The sequence below is a fragment of the Georgenia wangjunii genome, assembly GCF_036421975.1.
Classification (GTDB): Bacteria; Actinomycetota; Actinomycetes; order Actinomycetales; family Actinomycetaceae; genus Georgenia_A; species Georgenia_A wangjunii.
In genome coordinates, this window is sequence record NZ_JAZGON010000004.1 from 94390 (window position 1) to 119111 (window position 24722).

Sequence of the window (24722 nt, forward strand, 5' to 3'; positions counted from 1 at the left end):
CGACGGACGAGAGGGCGGTTGACATGCACGACGACCACGGCAGGCGCATCGCGTTCTACTCCCACGACACCCAGGGCCTCGGGCACATCCGGCGCAACATCGAGCTCGCCGCTGCCCTCGTCGACGCCGAGCCGGGCACGACCGTCCTCCTCATGACGGGCGCCCCCGAGGCCGGTGCCCTCCCGCTGCCACCGTGCACGGACGTCCTCACCCTCCCGACGGTGACGAAGGACGCGGGCGGCGGGTACGCGGCCCGCGTCCTCGACATGCCGCTCGCCGAGCTGCTCGACATGCGCGGCCGGCTCATCGCCACGGCCGTGCGCGCGTTCGCCCCCGACCTGCTCGTCGTCGACAAGGTCGCGCGCGGCCTCGGCGGCGAGCTCGACCGGTGCCTGGCGATGCTCGCCGCGGCGGGTCCCGACCGCACCCGCGTCGTCCTCGGGCTGCGCGACGTCCTCGACGCCCCGGCTGTCGCGCGCCGCGAGTGGGCCGCGGAGGGCACGACGGCGGCGGTCGTCGCGCACTACGACGAGGTGTGGGTCTACGGGGACCGCGAGGTCTACGACCCCGTCACCGAGTACGCCCTGCCAGGGGCCGTCGCCGAGCGCGTCCGGTTCACCGGCTACCTCGCGCACGGCCGGGGGCACACCCTCACCGTCCGGCCCGGACGCGCCTCGGACCTGCCACCGCCCGAGCCGTACGTGCTGTGCATGGTCGGTGGCGGCCAGGACGGGGTCGAGCTCGCCCGGACGTTCGTGCGCGCCGACCTCCCGGCCGGTCACCAGGGCGTCCTCGTCACCGGGCCGTACATGGGCCGGCACCTGCGCGCCGAGCTCCGTGCCGCGGCGGCCGCCCGGGACGACCTCGTCGTCCACGAGTTCGTCACCAACGGCACGGAGCTCGTCGCCCGCGCCGCCGCCGTCGTCACCATGGGTGGGTACAACACCGTGTGCGAGGTTCTCGCCTCCGGCGCCCCGGCCCTCGTCGTCCCGCGCGAGCGCCCCCGCGCCGAGCAGGCCCTTCGCGCCGCGCGCCTCGCGCGGGCCGGCTACGTCGACAGCCTCCGGCCCGGCGACGCGGACCCCGCCAGCCTCACCACGTGGCTCGCCGGCGCCGTCGGGCGGCGCCCGGCCCCGCACCCGGTCGACCTCGACGGGCTCAGCGCCGTGCCCGTCCTCGCCCGCCGCCTCCTCGCCACACCGACCCGCCTGGAGCTCACCGATGTCCCTGCCTGAGACCACCATGGCCGCCCCCGCACCAGCACCCGCACCGGCGGCAGCGGCAGCAGCCCCGCCGCGCGTGGGCTACGTCCTCAAGATGTACCCGCGCTTCTCCGAGACGTTCGTCCTCAACGAGGTGCTCGCCCTCGAGGAGCTCGGCGCGGACCTCGAGATCTTCTCCCTCCGCCCGCCGGCCGACGGCCGGTTCCACGAGGCGCTCGCCGAGGTGCGCGCCCCGGTGACGTACCTGCCGCACCACCTCAAGGCCGCCGACCTCTGGCGGGTTCTCGGCGGCGCCGCCGGCCACCTCCCCGGCCTCGGCGCGCACCTCGGCGATCTCCTCGCCGTCGCGCCGGACGAGGCCGCCGGCGCCGTCGAGCTCGCCGCCGCCGTGCGCGCCCGCGGGATCACGCACCTCCACGCGCACTTCGGGTCCGTGGCGACGACGGTGGCCCGGCTCGCGGCCCGTCTCGCGGGCGTCGGCTACAGCTTCACCGCCCACGCGAAGGACATCTTCCACGAGGACGTCGATGCCGCCGACCTGCGCCGCAAGCTCGCCGACGCCGCCGCCGTCGTCACCGTGAGCGAGTACAACCTCGACTTCCTCCGCGCTGCGTTCCCGGACGCCACCCGGCGGCTCGTGCGGCTGTACAACGGCCTCGACCTCGAGCGCTTCGCCTACCGACCGCCTCTCGAGCGCGCGCCCGTCGTCGTCGCCGTCGGGCGCTTCGTCGAGAAGAAGGGCTTCGCCCACCTCGTCGACGCGATCGCGCTGCTCGCCTGCCGGGGGAGCGACGTCCGGCTCGAGCTCGTCGGATCGGGCGCCGAGGAGGACGCCCTGCGCGAACGCGTGTCCGCCCACGGCCTCGACGCCCGCGTGACGTTCCACGGCCCCCTCCCGCAACGCCAGGTGGCCGACGTCGTCTCCCGGGCGGCCGTCCTCGCGGCGCCCTGCGTCGTCGGTGCCGACGGCAACCGCGACGGGCTGCCGACGGTCGTCCTCGAGGCCCTCGCCCTCGGGACGCCGTGCGTGGCCACCCCCGTCACGGGGATGCCCGAGGCGGTCGCGCACGGCCGCACCGGCCTGCTCGTGCCGGAGGCCGACGCGCTCGCCCTCGCCGCGGCCCTCGAGCGGGTCCTCACCGAACCCGGGTCCGCGCTCCGCTACGCCGAGACCGGGCGCGCCCTCGTCGAGGAGCGCTTCGACGTCCGGCGCAACGCCGCGGACCTGCTGGCGATGTTCACGGCGGTCTCCGGGCGCGGCGCGGGAGGCGCCCACGACGACGACGCGTGGGTGCCGGTGCCGACCACGCTCCGCACCGTGGTCGACGAGCTCGAGGAGGTGCGGTGATGCGGGTCGTCTACGTCTGCACCGACCCGGGGATCCCGGCGCTCGGACGCAAGGGCGCCTCCGTCCACGTCCAGGCGGTCCTGCGGGTCCTCCTTGCGGCGGGCGCCGACGTCCACCTCGTCTGCGCGCGGGTCGGCGGCGAGGTCCCGCCCGACCTCACCGGCCTCACCGTGCACCGCCTCCCGCGCGTGAGCGGAGAGAGCTCGGCCGAGCGCGAGGTGGCGGCCGCCGCCAGCGACGCCGCCGTGGGCGCCACCCTCGACGCGATCGCGGCGTCGGGCCCGGTCGACCTCGTCTACGAGCGGTACGCCCTGTGGGGCCGCACGGCCATGGCCTGGGCGGCCGGCTACGGTGCGCCCAGCCTGCTCGAGGTCAACGCGCCCCTCGTCGAGGAGCAGGCGCGGCACCGCGTCCTCGTCGACCGGCGGGGTGCAGAGGCCGTCGCCGCGAGCGCGTTCACCGACGCCGGCGCGATCGTCTGCGTGAGCGACGCCGTCGCCGAGTGGGTCCGTCCGCGCACGGCCGGCGTCGTCCGCACCGTCGCCAACGGCGTGGACACCACCCGCTTCCGTCCCGCCGCGGCGCTCACGCCGGCCCACGCGGACGCGTTCACCGTCGGCTTCGTCGGCACCCTCAAGCCCTGGCACGGGGTCGAGTCCCTCGTCGAGGCGATGGCTCTGCTCGTGCGGGAGGACCCGACGTACCGCCTCCTCCTCGTCGGCGACGGCCCGCAGGCCGGCCCCCTCGCGGCCCGCGCCGAGGCCCTCGGCCTTACGCCGTACGTCGAGGTGACCGGCGCCGTCGACCCCGCCGACGTCCCCGGTCTGCTCCGGCGGATCGACGTCGCCACGGCGCCCTACCCGGCCCTCGAGGACTTCTACTTCTCCCCGCTCAAGGTCTACGAGTACCTCGCCGCGGGCCTGCCCGTCGTCGCGAGCCGGATCGGCGTGCTGCCGGAGGTGCTCGACGACGGCCGGCTCGGCGTGCTCGTCGAGCCCGGCGACCCGCGGGCCCTCGCCGACGCCGTCGCCGCGCTGCGTGCCGACGCCGGCACGCGCGCCCGCCTGCGCCGCGACACCGTGGCCGACGCCGCCGCGCACGACTGGACGAGCGTCGTCGCCGAGAGCCTGGGCCTCGTCGGCCTCGCGCTGCCGGACCGCCCCGCCCGCGCGCCGTCAACGCCGCGTGCCGCCGTCGGGGAGGCGCACCATGCCCTCGTCTGACCCGCGGAAGCTGCGCGGCGCCGTCCCCGGCCTGCGCCGGACCGGCCGCCTCGTCCGGCCGCACCTCGCCCAGGAGCGCGCGCTCCTCGCCGGGGGCTCGGCCGCCCTCTTCGCCGAGGTGGCCATGCGCCTCCTCGAGCCGTGGCCGCTCAAGTTCGTCCTCGACGGCGTCATCGCGGCCGGTGGCGGCCGGATCGCCGCCGAGCAGCCGGCCGACCTCGGGACCGTCCTCGTCCTCGCGTGCGCCGGGCTGCTCGTCGTCGTGTGCCTGCGGGCCCTCTTCGCCTACCTCACGACGATCTGCTTCGCCCTCGCCGGCAACCGGGTGCTCACGCGGGTGCGCGCCCAGGCCTACGCGCACCTGCAGGCCCTGTCGATGGCCTTCCACGACAACGCCCGCACCGGTGACCTCGTCACCCGGGTGACCTCCGACGTCGGCCGCCTCAAGGAGGTGGCCGTCACCGCGGCACTGCCCCTCGCCGGGAACGTCGTGACGATGGTCGGGATGCTCGCGGTCGTCGCCGTGCTCGACTGGCAGCTCGCCCTCGTCATGGTGGCCGTCCTGCCCGTCTTCCTCCTCACGAGCACCCGGCTGTCCCGGCGTATCACCGGCGTGTCGAAGGAGCAGCGCCGGGCCGAGGGTGCGCTCGCATCGCTCGCGACGGAGACGCTCGCCGCGATGCGGGTCGTGCAGTCCTACTCCCTCGAGGAGAAGATGCAGGGCTCGTTCGCCAGCAGCAACGAGAAGACCCTCAAGGACGGCGTCAAGGCGAAGAAGCTCTCCGCCGGCCTCGAGCGCAAGACCGACGTCCTCGTCGGCATCGCCACCGCGGCGGTGCTCTACATCGGCGCGACCCGCGTGCTCGCCGGCGCGCTCACCCCCGGCGAGCTCGTCGTCTTCATCACCTACCTCAAGGCCGCGTTCAAGCCGATGCGCGACCTCGCGAAGTACACCGGCCGCATCGCCCAGGCGGCGGCCTGCGGCGACCGGCTCGTCGACCTCATGGAGGAGCGGGCCATGGTCGTCAACGCGCCCGCCGCGTGGCACGCCCGGCCCTTCCGCGGCGACGTCGTCCTGCGCGACGTCTGGATGTCCTACACGCCCGGGCACCCGGTCCTGCGCGGCATGAACCTGCACGTCCTGCCCGGCGAGCGCGTCGCCGTCGTCGGCCCGTCCGGCGCCGGCAAGTCGAGCCTGGCGATGCTCGTCTCCCGGCTGCGCGACCCGGACTCGGGGGAGGTGCGCATCGACGGGCACGACCTGCGCGAGCTCACGCTCGAGTCGTTGCGCCCGCAGGTCTCGATCGTCCTCCAGGAGAGCCTGCTCTTCGCGACGTCGGTCCGGGAGAACATCGCCGACGGCGCACCCGGGGCCACCCAGGCGCAGATCGAGGACGCGGCCCGGCTCGCCGGGGCGCACGACTTCATCGTGGGTCTGCCGCAGGGGTACGGCACGGTCGTGGGGGAGCGCGGCGCGACCCTCTCGGGGGGGCAGCGCCAGCGCGTGGCGATCGCCCGCGCGGCCGTGCGCGACGCACCGATCGTCATCCTCGACGAGGCGACGACGGGCCTGGACGCGGGGACAGAGAAGGAGGTTGTCGCCGCGCTCGGACGGCTGACGGCGGGCCGGACGACGATCGTCATCACCCACGACCTCGCGGCCGCCCGCGACGCGGACCGCGTCCTGTGGGTCGAGGGCGGGGTCGTCACCGACTCCGGGCGGCCCGCCGACGTCCTTCCGCGGCACCGCGGCGCCGCGGGCGTGACCGACGGCGTGGCGACGCACCGGTCCTCGCGCCGTACGGAGGTGGACCATGCCGCCCCGTGCTGACTCAGCCCTCGTCGCCGGCGACCCCGGCGTGCCCGGGCTCGCGCTCCTCCTCGACGGCGACCGCCTCGCGGAGTGGCTGTCCCACCGCCTCGGCGAGGAGCTCCGCGCCCGTCCCCGCTACCTGCGCTACAAGCCGGGGACGAGCGCCGTGATGGCCGTCGACGTGCGACCCGCCGACCGGGGCACCTCCGCACCGGCCTGTGCGTCCCCACCCTCGACCGTGCTGCTCCGCGCCTACGCCCCGGCGGGGGCGGCCAAGCTCGTCAAGTCGCTCGAGCAGGCACCGGGCGCCGCGCTCATCGCCGTCGACCGCGCGCTCCTCACCCTCGCGACGACGACGGCGGCCGACCGGGACCTGCCCGCCCTCGCGCTGCTCGCCGACCCCCGGCGGCGCCCGGCCCTCCTGGGCCGTGTGCTCGGGACGGACGGCGCCGACCGCGAGGCCAGCGCCCCCGCCGGCGAGCCGGCGTTGCGCACGCTCGCCTACAAGCCGCACCGGCGCTGGGTCGGGGCCCTGAGCACCGGCGACGACGAGGTCGTCCTGCGCGCCTACCGGCCCGCCGACCTCCTCCGCGCGACCGACCCCGTCCGCGCCCTTGCGGCCGGTGACCCGGCCACGCCCCGCCTCCTCGGCCGGCACCGCCGCTCGGGCCTCGCGGCGCTCGAGTTCGTCCCGGGCGAGCCGGTCGGCGCCGACGCCCCGGGTGCCACCCTCGGCGCGGTGGGAGCGGCGCTGGGTGCCTTCCACGCCCATCGTCTCGTCCTGCCTCAGCGTGGCCCACGCGGTGAGGCGGCGGCGGTCGCGCGGGCCGTCCGGGACGTCGCGCGGCTCCTGCCCGAGCAGGCGGACCGGGCGGACAGGCTGGCCGCCCGCGTGCTCGACCGGCTCGGGCGGCTGCCCGCCACCCCGTCCGTCACGGTGCACGGAGACTTCTCCCTCGACCAGGTGGTCCTCCTGCGCTCCGGCGAGGTCGGGATCCTCGACCTCGACCGCGTCGGCACCGGCCCGGCCGAGATCGACCTCGCGAGCCTGCTCGCCGAGGCGCTCCTGCGGCCCGGTGCACCCGGCGACGCGGACGCCCTGCTCGAGGGCGTCCTCGCCGGGTACGGGCCCAGCCCGGTCGACCGGTCCGCGGTAAGCACCCACCTGGCCGCACAGCTCCTGCGGCGCGCCGCCGAGCCGTTCCGGACACGCCAGGCCGCCTGGGCGGACGCCGTCGGGCGCGTCCTCGACCACGCCGAGCGGGCGCTGCGCGCGAGCGCGCCCGCAGGTGCGCCGGCATGAGGGCCGTGGCGGCCGGGCCGGTCCCGGCACTCGTCGACGCCCTCGCCGCCGAGGGGCTCGCGCTCGCGCGCGCCCATCCCCGTGACGACGCACACCTCCTCCTCGCCGTGACGTCGGGGACGGGGGAGGAGATCGCCGGGCAGTGGTTCGCTTACCCCGACCGGGCCGCGCACGTCGCCGCGGCGACCCGCGCGGCGCTCGGCCCCGGCACCCCGGCCGCCGCTCGCGTCCGGCAGGTGGGGGAGCGGATCGTCCTCCAGCCCGGGGGCGCCGACCGGCGCCTGCCCACCCTCGCCCGGCTCGTCGCCGAGCCGGGGGCGAGCCTCGTCGCCCACCGGCCCGAGCGGCGTGGCGTCCTGCGCCGCGCGGGCGCCGCCGGGCCGGTGACGTTCACGAAGGTCGTGCGTCCCGGGCGTGCCGCCGGCGCCGCCGCGACCCTGGCCGCGGTTGGTCGCTCCACCGGCCTCCGGGTCCCGCGCGTCCTCGCCGCCGGCCCGACGACGCTCGTCATGAGTGCCCTGCCCGGCCGCACCCTCCACGACACGCTCGCCGACCCCGACCCCGACCCCGGCCCCGACCCCGTCACGGGCGCGGACGCGTTCCGGCGCGTCGGGACGAACGTCGGCGCCGCCCTGCGCCGGTTCCATGCGGTGCCTCCCGCCGTCGTCCAGCACGGCGGTCCGCAGGCGGGCCTCCACGACGCCGCGGCGGAGCTGGCGGTGACCCGGCGGTGGATCGCCCACGCCGAGCGGTTCGGGGTCCTCCCGCTGCCGGCGGCCGAGGTCGCTGCGACCCTCGACCGCGCGGCAAGCGCGCTGCTCACGTCCTCGCGCCCGGTGCTCCTCCACCGCGACCTCCACGACAAGCAGCTCCTCCTCGACCGCGACGGCGAGGTGGGGATCCTCGACCTCGACCTCAGCGCCCCCGGGGACCCCGCGCTCGACCTCGCGAACCTCCTCGTCCACGTCGAGCTCCGCGCGCGCCAGCACCACGTCACCCCGCAGGGCGCCCGGGCGTGCGCCGAGGGGATCCTCACCGGCTACGGCCCCTCCGCCGCCGTGCGCCGCTCCCTGCCCGGGTACGCCCACGCCACCCGGCTCCGGCTCCTCGCCGTCTACGCCTTCCGACCCACCAGCACCGATGCGGCCTGCCGCCTCCTCACCGACCCTTGGGAGTTCTCATGATCACGACGATCAGCGTCATCGGCACCGGCTACCTCGGTGCGACCCACGCCGCGTGCCTGGCCGAGCTCGGCTTCGAGGTCATCGGCCTCGACACGGACCCGGACAAGGTCGCCCAGCTCGCGGCGGGCGTCCTGCCGTTCTACGAGCCCGGCCTGCCCGAATTGCTGCGCAGGCACACAGCCTCCGGCTCCCTCCGCTTCACGACGAGCGTCGAGGAGGCCGCGACCGCCGACATCCACTTCGTGTGCGTCGGCACCCCGCAGCGCGCCGGCAGCCTCGCGGCCGACACCTCCCACGTCATGGCCGCCGTCGAGCAGCTCGTCCCGCACCTGCGCACCGACGCGGTCGTCGTCGGCAAGTCGACCGTGCCGGTCGGCACCGCCGAGGAGCTCCAGGAGCGGGCCGACGCCCTCGCCCGGCCCGGCGTGCGGGTGGACGTCGCGTGGAACCCCGAGTTCCTCCGCGAGGGCAGGTCGGTCCAGGACACGCTCAGCCCCGACCGGCTCGTCCTCGGCGTGGCCAGCGAGCGGGCGGAGCAGGCGCTGCGGGAGGTCTACGCGACCCTCCTCGCCGGTGGCACCCCGCTCGTCGTCACCGACCTCGTCAGCGCCGAGCTCGTCAAGGTGTCCGCCAACGCCTTCCTCGCGACGAAGATCTCCTTCATCAACGCCGTCGCCGAGGTGTGCGAGGCGAGCGGCGGCGACGTCGTCGCCGTGGCCGAGGCGCTCGGCCACGACGTCCGCATCGGCCACGCGTTCCTGCGCGCCGGGCTCGGGTTCGGCGGTGGGTGCCTGCCCAAGGACATCCGGGCGATGACGGCCCGCGCGGACGAGCTCGGCACCGGCGCCTCCCTGGCGTTCCTGCGCGAGGTCGACGCGATCAACCTCCGGTGCCGCGCACGGGTCGTCGACATGGTGGTCGACGAGCTCGGCGGAGCGCCCGCCGGCAAGCGCGTCGCGGTCCTCGGCGCCGCGTTCAAGCCGCTGACCGACGACGTCCGGGACTCCCCGGCCCTCGATGTCGCGGCCGCGCTGCAGGCGCGTGGTGCCTGGGTGAGCGTCTTCGACCCACAGGCGATGGAGAACGCCCGGCAGAGCAGGCCGGAGCTGCGCTACACGGGTACCGCAGCGGACGCGCTCGCGGGGGCCGACATCGTCCTCCTCCTCACCGAGTGGGGGGAGTTCTGCGAGCTCGACCCCGCCGGGACCGGTGCGCTCGTCTCCGGACGGATCCTCGTCGACGCCCGCAACGCCCTCGACCCGCGCCGCTGGCGCGAGGCCGGCTGGACCTACCGCGGGCTGGGCCGGCCGCGGATGTCCCCGGTGGCCGAGCGGCTGACCACGGGCTGAGTGCGGCTGGCGCCGTCGGGTCGACGCGGCGTGACCCGCCTCACGAATGTCCGTCTCAGGGAGCGCTCAGGGGCCGCAACTGCCATGCTTCGGAAAGCGCATTCGCAGCTGGTGCGATGCCGCCCCCGCGAGCGCTCCCTCCCCCCGAAGACTTGGACACACTCATGGCTGACCGCCGTAGCACGACCGACAGCAACAACACCCATCACGACTCCCGTCGCGCGAAGATGACCGGCCTCGCCGTCGCCGCCGCCGGCATCGTCGTCTTCAACGTCTCGCCCTTCTTCCACTGGGTGAACCCCGAGGACTCCGCGGACCCGCGCACCGGGTACGAGACCGACTCCCTCATCCCGTTCGTCGCCTACCTCGGGCTGGGCCTCCTCGTCGCCCTCGTCTACGCCTCCAAGCGCGCGCGCCGCGGCCAGCACCGCGGCCTCAGCCTCGTCTCCATGGCGGTCGGCATCGCGGCGACGATCCACTGCCTCGCGTTCCTCATCAACCCCATGGGTGGGCTCGAGCGCGGGGACGACCTCGCCTCGGACATCGGCGTGTGGGTCGGCCTCATCGGCGCAGCCGTCTGGGCGGTGGGTTCCTACCTGCTCGCCAAGGAGATCGAGGGCGACGACGAGCACGACCACGCGAACCGGAACCGCGACAACAACCGCTGACCGATCTGGCCGGGCGCGCAGCGGCGCGTCAGGCCGACGTCCGGCACGCACGACGAGGGCCCTGGTAGGGCGGCGCACGCCGCCCTACCAGGGCCCTCCTGCGTACGAGCCGGTCACGTCACGCAGCGGACAGCGAGCGGCACGGTGACGGATAGGGCCACGGGCCCCGCGCCACCCGGCGCCACCCCGCGCCCGGCGCGCTCACGCACGCACTCCCGGCTGCCCCATCGGTTGCCTCGACCGCCCTTGACCACGCGCGGGTGGTCAGCGCAACGGTTATGGATCGGCGGTCGAGGCTGACGGGGGTGTGACGGTGCGCATCTGCGGTACGTGCGGAAACTCCTGCCCCGATGACGTGAGCTTCTGCCCGTCGTGCCACAACTACCTCGGCTGGGCGGACACCCAGAGCATCGCCCGCGTCGAGGAGGAACCTGTCCGGACCGGCGCACCCGGGGTGGCGACGCCGGCCCGGACACCCGTGCGGCCTGCCGGCGCCGGCCCCGTCGGCGATAGGCCGCAGCCCACGGGCGCGGTGGCGGCGGTGGGGCTCGCCCTGTCCGTGAGCCGGCTCGAGGTCGATCCGGGCGCTACGGCGACGGTGACGGCGACGGTGCGCAACCACGGGTCGCTCGTGGACGAGTTCGTCGTGCGTGTCGAGGGGCCGGCGTCGGCGTGGGCCACGGTGGACCCGGCTCGGACAGCGGTGTACCCGGCCGGTGAGACGAGCTTCACCATCGACTTCACCCCACCGCGCAACGCCCGGTGCCAGGTGGACGCGTTCTGGGTCGCGATCTCGCTACCGCGCCCGGGCTACGTGTTCATCGGCGACGGGAACGTCAGCTTCCCCGCTGCACGGCCCTGCCTCGGGGCCGACGGTGGGCTGTGAGCGCCGTGGTCAGCCCAGCTCCGCGAGCCGGGGGACCGCCGGGGCCACGCTCCGCTCGATCCACCGCGCGAGGCCGCGCGCGGGTGGGCGCAGGATGACCGTGTCGACGCCGAGCGGGGCGTAGGCGCCCATCTCCCGGACGAAGCCGTCGAGGTCGCCCTGCTCGAGGCGGTCGTCGGAGGCGAGGAGCGTCGTGCGGACCTCGGCCGGGTCCCGCCCGACGTCGTCGCAGTGGCGCCGCAGGACGTCGAGCTTGTGGGCGACCTCGTCGGGCGTCGTCGCGAAGAGGTTGCACGCGTCGCCGTACTGGGCGACGAGCCGCAGCGTCTTGCGCTCGCCGGACCCGCCGATGAGCACCTCGGGGTGCGGGCGGGCGAGCGGCAGCGGGGAGCACAGCGTCTCGGCGAGCCGGTAGTGCGTGCCGGTGTAGGGCCCGTCGTTGCCGGGGTCCCACATCTGCAGGCAGATCTGCAGCGTCTCCTCGAGGCGCTCGAACCGCTCGGCGAGCGGCGGGAAGGGCACCCCCATGGCGGCGTGCTCGCGCTCGTACCAGGCGGCGCCGATGCCGAAGGTCGCGCGCCCGCCGGACAGGACGTCGAGCGTGGCGACGATCTTCGCGAGGAGGCCGGGGTGGCGGTACGTCACCCCCGAGACGAGGACCCCGAGCTGGACCGTCGACGTCGCGCCCGCGAGGTAGCCCAGCGTCGTGTACGCCTCGAGCATGGGGTCCTCGGCGGGAAAGCCGGCCCGCTCCATCTGGAAGTAGTGGTCCATGACGGAGAGCCAGCTGAGCCCGCCCTCCTCGGCGGCCGCGCACGCGGCGGCGAGCTCGGCGCGCAGGTCGGCCGGCTCGACGTAGTCGAACCGCATGATGTGGACGCCGAGCTTCACGAGTCACTCCGTTCGTCGGGTGCGGACGCGCCGCCGGTGGTCGTCTCACCCGGCGCCGGTGCCGACCATGATGCGCCCGCGCCGTCTGCGCCGCCCGGGCATGGTGAGTTCTCCCCATGCCGTGAGCCCGTCCGGACCCCTGCTCGCGCGCCGTCCGCCGCTAGCATCTCGACACAGCCACACGACCCAAGCTAAGGCGGAACCGTGCCAGACCTCCGTATCGACCTCGAGGGCCTTCGCGACCTCGGCACCGACCTCGGCGTCGTCGCGCGCGAGTTCGGCGAGGCCAACGTCTCGAGCGACGCCGTCGCCGAGGCCACGGGCCACCCGGGCCTCGCCGAGGCCGTCCGCAGCTTCGCGCACGGCTGGGACGACAAGCGCGAGGACATGGTCGCTGGCATCGAGGCACTCGGCGAGGGCGCCCGCGCGATCGCCGACGCCTTCACGGACATCGACAACGAGTACGCCGCCTCGCTCACCGAGGGCGCGAGCTGATGCGGGCCGTGGACTGGTCGGTCCTCGACCTGAGCGGGGACCCCGTCCCCGGTGACCCGGCCGTCGTCCGCACGGGCGGCGAGCGCTACGTCGAGGTCGCCGACGCGATCGGCCGGACCGTGACGTTCCTGCGGCGCCTCGACGAGGGCACCGTCCACGTCTCGCTGGCGGTCGACGCCCTCACCGAGCGGGCCGGCGAGGTGGCCGACGGCGTCGAGCGTGCGCAGGGCCGCTACCGCGAGACCGGCCTCGCGCTCATCGACTACGCCCCGCAGCTCGCCACGGCGCAGGAGGACTCCCTCGACGCGTGGACGCTCGCGTCCTCCGCCCGCACGACCGAGACCGAGGCCGCCGGGCAGCAGCGGTACTACATCTCCCTCGCGAGCGACAGCGCCGACCCCGACTCGGCGCTGCGGTACGAGACGCTCGCGGACAACGCGGGCCAGGACGCCGGCGAGGCGCGCGCCCGCCACGCCCTCGCCGTCCAGCGGGTCAACGAGGCCATCGAGCTGCGCGACCGCGCCGCGGGGGACGCCGTCTCCCGCATCGAGGAGATCACGGGCGGCGACGGCCTCAACGACGGCTGGTGGGACAACTGGGGCAAGGACCTCCTCGCGGTCGTCACCGACATCGCCGGCTGGGTCGCCACGATCGCCGGGGTGCTCGCGCTCGCGGTGTCGTGGATCCCCGTCATCGGTCAGGTGCTCGGCGCCGCGCTACTCCTCGTCGCCGGCGTCGCGGCCATCGTCAACGCCATCGGGAACGTCGTCCTCGCCTCCACGGGAGACCGGACCTGGGGCGAGGCCGGGATGTCCATCCTCGGCGCCGCCCTGTCCGTCGTCGGGCTCGGCGGTGCCGCCCGCCTCGTGGGCGGAGCGGCGAGCGCGGCCCGCATCAATGCGCGGGCCGCCGTCCAGGCGGGGTCGAAGGGCGAGCGGCTCACGGTCATGGAGGCCGCGCGCCTGCGCCCGGCCGACCTCGCCCGGTCGGAGCGGATGTGGGCGGCGCCGATCAACGACCTGCCCCCGGGCAGCTCCGTCTACCGCCTCCACGGCGGCGGTGCGGGTCCCGGTGGCGCCTCGTTCTCCAGCGCGCACCCGAGCACGCTTGCCAACCCCCGCCAGCTCCTCGGCCTGCCGGATGTCAACACCGCGGACAACCTCCTCATCGCCCGCGTCACGGACCCCGACGCCGTCGTCCTCCAGCGCCACGCGCTGCCGCTGGACGGCAACCCCGGCGGCGCGCCGGAGTACATCATCCCGGGCGGCGGAGCCGACGGCGCCCGCTCCGGCATCGAGGTCCTCTCCGACACGACGTTCCGCATCCCGTGACGGCCGTCCGCGACCTGCCCTTCGCGCACCGAGTCGTCCTCCACGGCGGGGGTCCGCACTGGGAGCGGGTCGAGGCGCAAGCCACCGCGCCCCTCACCACCGACGGGCTCGGCGCGTTCATCCGCTGGTCCGACGAGATGGCCACCCGCTACGGCTACGCCGACTCGCGCTGGGCCGTCGAACGCGGCGGTGCCGTCGAGGCCGAGGTGCTCGTCTACGCCGTCGAGGACGGCGCGGACGCCACCTCGCCCCGGGGGGCGCCTGGGCGTGACGACCGGTTCCGCCAGCTGGTCGAGGTCTACGCGACGACGGGCGACGGCGGGTCCGCGGCCGATCCAGGGCCGCGCCTGTGGGCGCGCCGCGGTGACGGCGGGCCGCTCGTGCCCGCCGTCGTCACCGAGGCGCCCGGGGAGGCGGCGCGCGTCCGCGTCCTCGGCGCCGGCGTGCTGCCGCCCACCGACACGCTCCTCCTCGCCCGTCCGGGGCTGCTCTCCGCCCTCGGTGCGGCGGCCGGTCCGGTCGCGACCGAGGTCCACGCGTGCACGCACGCCACGCGGCGCACGGTCGAGGACCGCGTCCTCGCCGGCCGCGGGCGTCCGACGGCGGTGCTCGCCCTCGGTACGCTCGAGCAGTTCCGTACCGGCGAGGGAGACATTCATGGCTGACGACGCCACCGGGCACGTCCTGCCCGTCGACCCCTCGTCCGACGTCGGGTCCGAGCGGCTCGCCGCGGCGCTCGCCGCGCGGGACGTCCCCGCGATCGGCCAGGCCCTGCGCCACGACTACGTCGTCGTGCCCATCGTCCGCGGACCCGGAGGAGAGACGCAGGTCGCCGTGTACGGCTCGGGCGAGAGCCCGGGGTCCTACGAGCTGTGCGTCTTCTCCTCGGCGGCGACGTTCGCGGCCTTCGTCGCCGACTCGCCCAACCGCGAGTTCGCCCTGCGGACCGGCACCTCGCTCGCGCCCGTGCTCACCGAGCACCGGGCCCTCCTCGGCCGCGTCGTGTTCGACCCCGCCGGCCCGCACCCGGTCCAGGCGAGCGTCGAGGACGTGCTCGCCCGCCTCGAGCCGGAGATCACGGATGACGACGTCGCGTGGGTCGCCGGCACCGGGCCCGCGCCGGACGAGGGCCCCGTCGCCGATCGCGCCGTCGGCCTCGACCTCGCCCTCCCCGACGACTGGTTCGTCCTCGACGTCACGGACCCAGGCACTGTCGAGAAGCAGGCGGCGCGGCTCGTGCGCCGCCAGCTGCGCGGCGTCCCGGCGAGCCCCGCCCTGCGGAACGAGCTCACGCGGTGGCTCACCACCGCCGGGACCACCGCGTCGGCCGACGGCGGACGCTTCCTCGCGTTCCTCCTGCGCCGCAACGCCGACGCCGCCCTCGCGCTCACGGTGACGATGTTCTGGCACGAGCTCGGGCCGGAGATCGGCGGCCGGAGCCACTTCGACGCCCTGAGCGAGCGCCTGCGCTCCACCCGGGGCGCCGACGACGAGCTCGTCACCGCCGAGACCGCGGCCGGGCCGTTCGTCCGGCACACCCGGATCACCCAGGGGGCCAAGGAGGTGGGCGGCGGCGACATCTCGCTCCTCGTCACGGACTACTGGCTGCCGTTCCCGGACCGTCGGGGCCTGTGCCACCTCAGCTTCACGAGCCCGCACGTCGACCTGCGCGAGCCCATCCAGCTGCTCTGCGACAACGTCGTCCTCGCCGGCGCGTGGGTCATGGAGCCGGCGGCGCCGTAGGCCCATCGCTTGCGGGCGCGGGCGCGCCGGGCGAGGGTGGCCGCACACCGCGCCTCCTTCCGGCGCGGGTGGACCGACGATCCGAGAGGGCGCGCCATGACTGACCGACCAGGGAACGACGCGGAGACGCGGACGCAGGACGCGACGGAGGACGCGCGCGAGGCGAAGCACGCCCTCGACGAGGCGGACCCGAGCCTGGAGGAGGCGCTGGGCGCGGACGTCGCCGAGGACGCGGGCGTCGACGCCGTCGCCCACCCCGGCGCGGGCTCGAGCCGGGGCGACGAGCTCACCGGTCCCGGCTCACCCGCGCCCTGACGCCGGCGCCCGTTCCGTGACCCGACCCGGGGCGGCGGTCAGGCCGAGCGAGAGGGTTGCTCCGCCCGCGTGGTCGTGGGCGCTCGCCCCCGCGGCCGCCGTCTCGCTCGCCGCCTTCCTCCTCTTCGCCGCGCAGGCCCCTGCCGCCGGGTACGCCGTCCTCGCCGCCGGGGTCGTGGGGGCGTTCGCCCTCGACCGGGCGCTGGGCAAGGACCTCGGCCTCATCGCGCTCGGCATCGCCATCGTCAGCACGACGTCGGTCGAGGCGGACCTCGAGTGGGGCCGGTTCTTCACCCTCGGGGTCGTCCTCACCCTCGCGGTGCTCGTGCCGTTCGCCGTCGACCGATTCGTCCTCCGGCGGCGCGCCATCATCTTCCCGTGGCGCTCCGGGCGCTCCTGGCCGCCGATGGAGAAGGCCTACCTCCTCCTCGTGCCGTTCCTCGGGTGGGCGCTCCTGCCGTTCTACTTCATCCGGTCCGGCGCCTACCTCAACTGGCCGGACATCACGACGGGCAGCGAGCTGGCGCGGTTCTTCGTCGGCGTCAACGCCGTCGGCACGTGGGACGAGCTGTTCTTCATCTGCACGTGCTTCGCGCTGCTGCGCCGGCACTTCCCGGTGTGGCAGGCGAACGTCCTCCAGGCGACGATCTTCGTCTCGTTCCTCTGGGAGCTCGGCTACCGCGAGTGGGGGCCGGCCTTCACGATCCCCTTCGCGCTGCTCCAGGGCTACATCTTCACGCGGACGCGCTCGCTCACGTACGTCCTCGTCGTCCACCTGCTCTTCGACGCGATCGTCTTCCTCGCCATCGTCCACGCTCACAACCCGGAGATGTTCCGCATCTTCGTGTACTGACGGCCGGTCGGGTGTGCCGGGACGTGCTGGAAGACTGCGGGCATGTGGACCGACCAGGTGCGAGTGCTCGACGACGTGTCGCCCGCGCAGTGGTTGGAGTCGCGGATCACGGGTCCGGCCGGGACAGTGACCGACGTCGTACCCGCTGGTTATCAGGCCTACGCAAGGGTCCTGCACCCCGTCGTCACGCACGACGGGGTCACGGCGCCGATGACGTGGACGCACGTGGCCGACGCCCTGGGGCGCGCCGTACCCCCCACGGTGCGGTGGCACGAGCTCATCGGCGCCCCCGATCGCTGGACGCGGACGTCGGCTGCCTGGTCGGGAGAGCGCCCGGAGTGGGGCAACCTCGCGCTCCCGCAGCTCGAGGCCCTGTGCGGGGCGTTGGCCGCTCATACCCGAACCGCGCAAGACTGCCTGTTCGCACTGTGGGAGGGCTGGGGGCAGCTTCAGGGTGGCCCGGCGCGGGCATGGCTGACCGTGGATGGTGGCGTGCCCGCAGCGCCCCTCCTCGACCCGGAGGAGTCTGCGGCGCCGCGGTTGCAGCTACCGGGTCGGGGCTACTTCCTGCTTCAGGGTCCCTTGGCGAGTGTGCCGGCACTGGCGCAGTACGACGGACCGCACTCGTGGATCACTCAGTCACCGAGCCTGTTCTGGCCGGCCGACCGGGCTTGGTGCGTCGCGACGGAGATCGACCTCGACTCGACGCTCGTCGGTGGCAGCGACGAGGCCGTCGACTCCCTGCTGAGCGCACCGGCGCTCGAGGCCGTTCGCATCGGTGCGGAGGACAAGCTGCTGTAGCACCCAACAGCCATTCGAACGGGCGTTCGAGTATGCTTGGCGGGTGACCTCCGGGGCGACGATCCTCCACGCGGACCTCGACGCGTTCTACGCCTCCGTGGAGCAGCTCCTCACGCCAGCGCTCCGGGGCAAGCCGATCGCAGTGGGCGGCAGCGCGCGCGGGGGAGTGGTCCTCGCCGCGTCCTACGAGGCCAAGGCGTTCGGCGTCCACGGCGCCATGCCGGGGTGGCGGGCCGCGGAGCTGTGCCCCGGGCTCGTCTTCGTCCCCGGCCGGTTCACGGAGTACCAGCCGATCGCGGACCGGGTCATGGGGATCCTCGGCGACGTCACGCCCGCCGTGCAGCGCATCTCGATCGACGAGGCGTTCCTCGACGTCTCCGGCTCCACCCACCTCTTCGGCACGCCGGCCGTCATCGGTGCAAAGATCCGCGAGCGGGTCCGGGCCGAGGTGGGCCTGGCCATCTCCGTCGGCGCCGCCCGGACGAAGCACCTGGCCAAGGTCGCCTCCCAGGTGGCCAAGCCCGACGGGCTCGTCGTCGTCGAGCCCGAGGACGAGCGTGCCTTCCTCGACCCGCTGCCCGTCCGGCTCATGTGGGGCGTCGGGCCGGTGACCGAGCGCAGCCTCGCCGAGCGCGGCATCCGTACGATCGGCGACCTCGCCCGGACCCCCGGCCCTGCGCTCGAGCGACTCCTCGGACGCAGCGGGACCACCCTGCACTTCCTCGCGCTCAACGAGGACCCCCGCCGCGTCGCGACGTCCGCCCGGGCGCGGTCGGTGGGTGCGCAGTCGGCGCTGGGTCGCACCACCGCCACGCCCGAGCTCGTGCGCGAGACGCTCGCCGGCCTGGCGGAACGGGTGGCGAGCCGCCTGCGGGCCAAGGGCCAGGCGGGCAGGACGGTGACGGTCCGCGTCCGGTTCGCCGCGATGCGCGCCATCACCCGCTCGCTGAGCCTGCCCCACCCGATCTCGGCGACCCTCACGCTCACCGAGGTGGCCGAGCGGCTCGTGCACGAGGCCCTGCGGGAGGAGAGGACGGTCGAGATCAGCCTCCTGGCGATCTCCGTCTCCAACCTCACGCGGCAGCAGGCTGTCCAGCTCGAGCTCGCCCTGCCGCCACCGGACCCGTGGCGGCCGGGATCCGTGACGGGGGCGGCGCGGGGAGCGGTCGAGACGTCGATGGACGCCGTGCGGGCGCGCTTCGGGCGCGACGCCGTCGGCTACCTGCCCTCCAGGCTCGGGCGCTCCCGCGGCGCGCCGGACGCGTTCCGCGAGCTCGCCGAGCGGGAGCTGTGAGCGCCGCCGGCGGAGACGCTGCTCGGTGTCCCCGCCGCCGGCACACCGACGCTCAGGCGACGTCCCGCCGGGCGGTGCGCCACAGGCCGAGCGCGAGCGGGAGCCCCACCCACACCGCCGCCGACGTCGCGAGCTGGGCCCACTCGGTCCCGCCCATGGCGCCCGCGAGGAGCGGGGTCATCGCTGCATCGAGGTTGAGCCACCGCGCCGGCTCGGTGAGCCCGGAGACGAGCACGGTCACGAGCGACCACACGGTCGGCAGCGCGAGGTAGGCGACGATCGCGACGGGCGTGCTCAGCAGCGCGAGGCCGAAGGCGAGTCCCTGCGTCACGAGGAGGAGGAGCCCGGCGACCATACCGCCGAGCACGGCCCAGTCCATGGCCCACGACCCGTCGCCGTCGAGCCACACGAGACCGACGACGTTGAAGAGGGCTCCCGCCGCGAGCGTCCCCACCATGACGGCGAGGCCGAGCCCCCACGCCGAGACGAGCTTGGCGGCGTTGACCCGCGTGCGGCGAGGCTCGAGGGCGAAGGTCGTCAGGGCGGTGCGTTGCGACCACTCACCGGTGGCGGCCATGATCCCGACGAGGGGGAGCAGGAGCATCTGCGCGAGCGACGAGGCGGCCACGAGCTCGCTCCACGAGCGCGTCGTCTCCTCACCGGAGAAGAGGACGAGCGCGATGAGGGCGGCGTTGAGCAGGATGACGACGGCCAGGAGCCAGACGCCGGCGCGAGTGTCGACCTGCTTGCGCAGCTCCACGCCGGCCAGGCGGAGGAAGGGCACGGGCCCCGGGGCCGCGCGCCCGGCGCCGGGGCGCGCCGTCGTGGGGGAGGTGCTCGTCGTGGTGGTCATGCGGAGATCTCCTCTCGCCCGTGCTGGGCGGTCGTGTCGAAGAACAAGGCCTCGAGGCCGACGGCGGCGGTCGGGCGCAGGTCGGTGAGGGCGACGGCGGCGGTGAGCGCCGTCCGGCCGACCTCCTCGGGGGTGGCCGACGTCATGAGACCGCTGGGCGCGCGGCCCACCTCGTGCCCGGCGGCGACGAGCGCCCGGGCGAGCGCGTCGTCGTCGAGGCTGCCGACCTCGGTGCCCGGCGCGGCGAGCAGGTCCTGCGCGCTGCCCTGGGCGAGGACCCGTCCCCGACCGATGATGACGAGGTCGTCGGCGACGGCCTCGACCTCGAGAAGGAGGTGCGAGGAGAGCAGGACGGTCCCGCCGTCGTCGGCGAAGGAACGCAGCAGCCGGCGCATCCACCGGATACCGGCCGGGTCGAGGCCGTTGACGGGCTCGTCGAGGACGAGGACCTCTGGTTCTCCCAGGAGGGCGTGCGCCAGCCCGAGCCGCTGGCGCATCCCGAGGGAGTACGTCCGGGTGCGGGCCGAGGCCTCGGCAGCGGTGAGGCCGACGAGGTCGAGCACCTCGGTGACCCGGTCGGCACCGACGCCCATGAGCTGGGCCGAGAGCAGGAGCGTCTCGCGGCCCGTGCGGCCGACGTGCTGGGCCGCGGCGTCGAGAAGGACGCCGACGTGGCGCCCGGGGTTGACGAGGTCGCGGTAGGGGCGGCCGAGGACGGTCGCGGATCCCGACGTCGGGCTCGTGAGGGCGCACAGCATGCGCATGGTCGTCGACTTCCCGGCGCCGTTGGGGCCGAGGAAGCCCGTGACCCGGCCGGGCCGGGCGGTGAAGGAGACGTCGTCGACGACGGTCCGGGCGCCGTAGCGTCGGGTGAGGTTCTCTGCGGTGATCATGGCCTTCACGTTGCCGTGCGGTGCTCGCGGGCGGATCAGCGCGCAGGCTCCCCCGTCTCCACCTTTGGTGGGACGTGCCCGCGACGCTGGGCGGAGCGTCGCGAGGGTGCCCACATGATTGTCAGCGCTGTCAGCCCGGGTTAGCATCGAGGGTGTCCTGATCGACGACGATCGCTCCCGAGAGGCATCGCCGCCTCGCAGAGAGGAATCCGTGCTCCGTACCGCGTTGGCCTTGTCCTTGTCAGCAGCTCTTGCCGTCCCCGTCCTCGGATCGCAGACGGCCGTCGCCCCGGGGCCGGCCGCCGTCGCTGATCCCGCCTCCCTCGTCAACCCGTTCATCGGGACGCAGAACGAGGGCAACACGTTCCCGGGCGCCTCAACGCCGTTCGGCATGGTCCAGGTCTCCCCGGACACGCTGCGGGCGGACGACGACGACGACGAGTGGAGCCACACCGGCTACAACTGGGACCACCCCCGCATCCGCGGCTTCAGCCAGCTGCACCCCTCGGGCGTCGGCTGCAGCCTCGGCGGGAACCTGCCGATCATGCCGACCACCGGTGACCTCACCTCGACCCGGTCCGGGGCGAACGCCTCGGAGTACTCCCACGACGACGAGTCGGCCGAGCCGGGCTACTACTCCGTCGTCCTCGACGACTACGACGTCACCGCCGAGCTGACGGCGACCACGCGCACGGGGACGCAGCGCTACACCTACCCCGAGACCGAGCAGGCGAACGTCTTCCTCTACGCGGGCCGCGCGCTCAAGGAGATCACCGATTCCACCGTCACGGTGCTCGACGACCAGACGATCGAGATCTCGATGACCGGGCAGGGCTTCTGCCAGGACACCGAGCCCTACACCGTCTACACCGTCACCGAGTTCGACCGCCCCTTCTCCTCCGCCACCGTCTTCAGCGGCGACGACTTCGACGCGGAGGGCGCGACCTCGACCTCCGGCTCGGGCAACCGCGGCGTCGTCGTCACCTTCGACGCGACGCAGGACCGGGACGTCGAGGTCACCACCGGCCTGTCCTGGGTCGACCTCGACGGCGCCCGCGGCAACCTCGAGGCCGAGGGCGGGGGCAGCTTCGACGCGACGCGCGCCGCGGCCTACGACACGTGGAACGAGTGGCTGGGCAGGATCGCCGTCGCAGGCGGCACGCAGACCCAGCAGCGGACGTTCTACTCCTCGCTGTACCGCGCTGTGCTCTCCCCCTACACGGGCTCGGACGTCGACGGCCGGTACACGGGCTGGGACCAGGAGATCCACACCGCCGAGGACTTCACCTACTACCAGACGTGGTCGCTGTGGGACACCTACCGGACCCAGCAGCAGCTCCTCTCGCTCATCGCGCCCGAGCAGATGACGGACATGGCGCGCTCGATCCTCAAGATCAGCGACCAGACCGGGTGGCTCCCGCGCTGGGGCTACGGCACCGTCGAGACCAACATCATGACCGGTGACCCGGTCGCGCCGTTCCTCGTCAGCGCGTACGAGCAGGGGCTGCTCGCCGGCTTCGAGGAGGACGTCTACGCCGCGCTCGTGCACAACGCGGACACGGTCCCTCCGGCCGACCACCCGGCCAACGGGCGCGCGGGCCTGCCGCACTACCTCTCCCACGGCTACGTGCCGCACGAGCCGGGCGCCCCGAAGAAGCCCGGCGACTTCGACCTCCACCACGGCGCCTCGGCCACGCTCGAGTACGCCCTGGCGGACGGTGCCATCGCGTCGATGGCGGCGGACCTCGGCCACACCGAGGACGCGACGCGCTTCGCCGAGCGCGCGCAGAGCTACCGCAGCATCCTCGACCCGCGCACGGGCTTTTTCCGCGCCCGCGACGCCCAGGGCGCGTTCATCGGCGAGGCCGACCCGGCGAACAGTGTCGGCTTCCACGAGGGCAGCGCGTGGCACTACCTGTGGCACGTCCAGCACGACGTCTCCGGACTCATCGACCTCATCGGCGGGCCCGAGGAGACCGTGGAGCGCCTCGACTCGTTCTTCGCCTACGACGCGCTGCTCACCGACCGCGACGAGACGGTACGCAACGTGTGGGTGAACGGCCCGTACGACTACTACGGCCAGGACACCTACAACCCGCAGAACGAGCCGAACATCCACGCGCCGTACATCTACCAGTGGGTCGGGCAGCCGTGGAAGACGGTCGACGTCGTGCACGGCGCGCTCACGCTGTACACGGACGGCCCCGCCGGCGTCACCGGGAACGACGACATGGGCACCATGTCTTCGTGGCACGTCCTCGCCTCGATCGGGCTGTACCCGTCCGTGCCGGGGGCCGACACGTGGGCGCTGACGACGCCGGTGTTCACCGACGTGACGATCTCCGGGCCGACCGTGTTCGGTGCCGACGTGCGCATCAGCGCGCCGGGCTCCACCGCGGACAACAGGTACGTCTCCGCGGTCACCGTCAACGGCACCGAGCACGAGCAGTCCTACGTCACGGGCGAGGTGCTGCGCGCCGGCGCCGACATCGACTACGCCCTGTCCACCGAGCCGGGTGAATGGGCCACCGGTGCCGACGCGGCGCCGCCCGCGCTCTCGCACGTGGACGTCGACCGGCACGACCTCGGGGCGGCGCTCACACCGGCCCGGGTGCTCGCGAGCGCGTCGGACGAAGCCGTCGAGGTGCCCCTCACGCTCGAGGTCGTGGCGACCGGTCCCGGCACCGTCACGGGCACGGTCGAGGTGACCACCGCGGAGCCGCTCTCGCTCGGCGAACCGATCGAGTGGAGCATCGCCTCGGGCAACCTGCCGATGACGGAGTCCTTCACGATCCCGCTCACCCTCGCCGCCGGCGCGCAGGCGGGGGAGTACCCGGTCACCGTCACGGTGCGCGCGGGAGACCGCGAGGTCGAGCGGCAGGCGACGGTCGTCGTCGGCACCGGGAGCGCCCTCGCGCCGTACTTCAACAACACCGGCATCGGTGACGAGGGCGCGGGCAACGCCGACCTCGACGGCATGGGCTGGCACCTGCTGCGCGGTGCGCTCGCCGACGCCGGCATCGTCCAGGGCCGGACCTACCAGGTGCCCGGCACCGACCTGTCCTACCAGCTCGCGACCGTGCCCGCCGGGGAGCCCGACAACATCGCGGCCGACGGCCAGGAGCTCGACCTCACCGGCACGCTCACGGGCGCCACGCGGCTCTCGTTCGTCGGCACCGGCACCTCGGGCACCCAGACCGCGGACGTCACCCTCCGCCTCGACGACGGCACGTCATCGGTCGAGACGGTCGCGCTCACCGACTGGTGCTCGACCGACCTCGCGAGCGGCAACGTCGAGATCGCCCGGACGAGCCACCGCGGGGCGGGGACGGGTACCGACGGCGTGCGGTGCGCGCTGTTCGCGACGGCGCCTGTCGCGATCCCGGAGGGGCGCGAGGTGATCGGCATCGACCTGCCGACCAACGCCAACCTGCACGTGTTCGCCATCGCGAGCGACGCCCCCGAGCCGGAGGAGCCAGGCCCCGCGGTTGTCGAGGAGGTCGCCGCGGTGACCTTCGACGACGAGGCCGGCACGTACACCGTGCCGAGCACCGAGGGCGTCGAGTACGTCCTGGGCGAGGACGTCGTCGAGGCGGGCACCTACGACGGCGAGGGGACCGTCGTCGTGACCGCCCGGGCGGTCGAGGGCTACGAGATCGCCGACGGCGTGAGCACCCGCTGGGAGCACACCTTCGCGGACGACACCGACCCCACGGACCCCACGGACCCCACGGACCCGACCGATCCCACGGACCCGACCGATCCCACGGACCCGACGGACCCGACGGATCCCACGGATCCCACGGACCCGACCGACCCCACGGACCCCACGGATCCGACCGATCCCGGGGGCCCCACGGATCCCACGGACCCGATCGACCCCACGGACCCGACGGACCCGGACCCGGCGGACCCCGCCGCGCCTGAGCAGCCGGCGGAGGACCCCTCCGCCCCGGCCGGTGACGCCACGGACGGCGCGGGGCCCGGCGGTGCGGAGCTTCCCCGCACGGGGGCCGCGGTTCTGCTGGCCGGTGCCCTCGCGCTCCTGCTCGCGGCGGCTGGAGCCGTCCTCCTCGGCACGCGGCGGACCCGCCGGTCCTGACGGGCACGCCCGACGGGTCTGCCCCGGCTTCGCCTCGCGCGGCGCCGGGGCGGACCCGTTCCTGGCAGCGCGGCCAGCTTCCCGGGCACGGTCTTGGCGAACGAGAACGGGCTGGGGCCGGGGCGCGGGCCTCGGCCGCCTCCACCTTTGGTCG

21 protein-coding genes are annotated in these 24722 nt (G+C 74.7%); 18 read left to right on the top strand and 3 right to left on the bottom strand.

The window, feature by feature from the left end; translation table 11 throughout:
• Positions 1–23 precede the first annotated feature (23 nt).
• The 9 genes from V2J63_RS08400 (at position 24) to V2J63_RS08440 (ending at position 10997) form a co-directional block, all read left to right on the top strand.
• Positions 24–1235, top strand: a complete 1212-nt coding sequence (locus V2J63_RS08400) for a glycosyltransferase family protein (RefSeq protein WP_331230573.1) — start codon at positions 24–26, stop codon at positions 1233–1235.
• The gene (locus V2J63_RS08405; protein ID WP_331230574.1) at positions 1222–2571 is read left to right on the top strand and encodes a glycosyltransferase; all 1350 of its coding nucleotides are present in this window, start codon (positions 1222–1224) and stop codon (positions 2569–2571) included. The genes V2J63_RS08400 and V2J63_RS08405 overlap by 14 nt, the downstream gene beginning before the upstream one ends.
• Positions 2571–3794, top strand: coding sequence for a glycosyltransferase family 4 protein (locus V2J63_RS08410; protein WP_331230717.1), 1224 nt, complete (start codon positions 2571–2573; stop codon positions 3792–3794). Before V2J63_RS08405 ends, V2J63_RS08410 begins: the two co-directional genes overlap by 1 nt.
• Positions 3781–5625, top strand: coding sequence for an ABC transporter ATP-binding protein (locus V2J63_RS08415; RefSeq protein WP_331230575.1), 1845 nt, complete (start codon positions 3781–3783; stop codon positions 5623–5625). The genes V2J63_RS08410 and V2J63_RS08415 overlap by 14 nt, the downstream gene beginning before the upstream one ends.
• Positions 5609–6910 (top strand): aminoglycoside phosphotransferase family protein, encoded by a 1302-nt coding sequence (locus tag V2J63_RS08420; protein ID WP_331230576.1) that lies wholly within the window; start codon positions 5609–5611, stop codon positions 6908–6910. Before V2J63_RS08415 ends, V2J63_RS08420 begins: the two co-directional genes overlap by 17 nt.
• A complete protein-coding gene (locus V2J63_RS08425; protein ID WP_331230577.1) occupies positions 6907–8094 on the top strand; it encodes a phosphotransferase in 1188 nt (395 codons plus the stop codon). The genes V2J63_RS08420 and V2J63_RS08425 overlap by 4 nt, the downstream gene beginning before the upstream one ends.
• A complete protein-coding gene (locus V2J63_RS08430) occupies positions 8091–9443 on the top strand; it encodes a UDP-glucose dehydrogenase family protein (RefSeq protein WP_331230578.1) in 1353 nt (450 codons plus the stop codon). The genes V2J63_RS08425 and V2J63_RS08430 overlap by 4 nt, the downstream gene beginning before the upstream one ends.
• Positions 9444–9607: 164 nt before the next feature.
• Positions 9608–10111, top strand: coding sequence for a hypothetical protein (locus tag V2J63_RS08435; protein WP_331230579.1), 504 nt, complete (start codon positions 9608–9610; stop codon positions 10109–10111).
• 355 nt (positions 10112–10466) lie between these two features.
• Entirely contained in the window at positions 10467–10997 is a 531-nt protein-coding gene (locus V2J63_RS08440) for a COG1470 family protein (protein WP_331230580.1), read from the top strand.
• 9 nt (positions 10998–11006) lie between these two features.
• Here the strand turns inward: V2J63_RS08440 and V2J63_RS08445 are convergent, their stop codons facing one another.
• Positions 11007–11888: an LLM class F420-dependent oxidoreductase gene (locus V2J63_RS08445; protein WP_331230581.1), complete on the bottom strand. Its 882-nt coding sequence runs from the start codon at positions 11886–11888 to the stop codon at positions 11007–11009.
• Positions 11889–12092: 204 nt separating this feature from the next.
• Between V2J63_RS08445 and V2J63_RS08450 the strand changes: the two genes are divergently transcribed.
• The 8 genes from V2J63_RS08450 to dinB all read left to right on the top strand — a co-directional run bounded on the left by V2J63_RS08450 (position 12093) and on the right by dinB (position 18720).
• The gene (locus tag V2J63_RS08450; RefSeq protein ID WP_331230582.1) at positions 12093–12383 is read left to right on the top strand and encodes a hypothetical protein; all 291 of its coding nucleotides are present in this window, start codon (positions 12093–12095) and stop codon (positions 12381–12383) included.
• Positions 12383–13714 (top strand): hypothetical protein, encoded by a 1332-nt coding sequence (locus V2J63_RS08455; RefSeq protein WP_331230583.1) that lies wholly within the window; start codon positions 12383–12385, stop codon positions 13712–13714. Before V2J63_RS08450 ends, V2J63_RS08455 begins: the two co-directional genes overlap by 1 nt.
• Positions 13711–14379: a hypothetical protein gene (locus V2J63_RS08460; protein WP_331230584.1), complete on the top strand. Its 669-nt coding sequence runs from the start codon at positions 13711–13713 to the stop codon at positions 14377–14379. The genes V2J63_RS08455 and V2J63_RS08460 overlap by 4 nt, the downstream gene beginning before the upstream one ends.
• Positions 14372–15457: a hypothetical protein gene (locus V2J63_RS08465; RefSeq protein ID WP_331230585.1), complete on the top strand. Its 1086-nt coding sequence runs from the start codon at positions 14372–14374 to the stop codon at positions 15455–15457. The genes V2J63_RS08460 and V2J63_RS08465 overlap by 8 nt, the downstream gene beginning before the upstream one ends.
• A 96-nt stretch (positions 15458–15553) precedes the next feature.
• Positions 15554–15772 carry a hypothetical protein gene (locus V2J63_RS08470; protein ID WP_331230586.1) on the top strand — a complete coding sequence of 73 codons (219 nt, stop codon included), beginning with the start codon at positions 15554–15556 and terminating at the stop codon, positions 15770–15772.
• A 16-nt stretch (positions 15773–15788) separates the two neighbouring features.
• On the top strand, positions 15789–16625 hold the full coding sequence (locus V2J63_RS08475; protein ID WP_331230587.1) for a CPBP family glutamic-type intramembrane protease: 837 nt from the start codon (positions 15789–15791) through the stop codon (positions 16623–16625).
• A 42-nt stretch (positions 16626–16667) separates the two neighbouring features.
• Positions 16668–17426: a hypothetical protein gene (locus V2J63_RS08480; RefSeq protein ID WP_331230588.1), complete on the top strand. Its 759-nt coding sequence runs from the start codon at positions 16668–16670 to the stop codon at positions 17424–17426.
• 43 nt (positions 17427–17469) lie between these two features.
• Entirely contained in the window at positions 17470–18720 is a 1251-nt protein-coding gene (gene dinB, locus V2J63_RS08485) for a DNA polymerase IV (RefSeq protein ID WP_331230589.1), read from the top strand.
• A 52-nt stretch (positions 18721–18772) separates the two neighbouring features.
• Here dinB and V2J63_RS08490 read toward each other — a convergent pair whose 3' ends face one another.
• The gene (locus V2J63_RS08490) at positions 18773–19573 is read right to left on the bottom strand and encodes an ABC transporter permease (RefSeq protein WP_331230590.1); all 801 of its coding nucleotides are present in this window, start codon (positions 19571–19573) and stop codon (positions 18773–18775) included.
• The gene (locus V2J63_RS08495; protein ID WP_331230591.1) at positions 19570–20466 is read right to left on the bottom strand and encodes an ABC transporter ATP-binding protein; all 897 of its coding nucleotides are present in this window, start codon (positions 20464–20466) and stop codon (positions 19570–19572) included. The genes V2J63_RS08490 and V2J63_RS08495 overlap by 4 nt, the downstream gene beginning before the upstream one ends.
• 238 nt (positions 20467–20704) lie before the next feature.
• Between V2J63_RS08495 and V2J63_RS08500 the strand changes: the two genes are divergently transcribed.
• Positions 20705–24568, top strand: coding sequence for a GH92 family glycosyl hydrolase (locus tag V2J63_RS08500; RefSeq protein ID WP_491062228.1), 3864 nt, complete (start codon positions 20705–20707; stop codon positions 24566–24568).
• Positions 24569–24722: the final 154 nt, after the last annotated feature.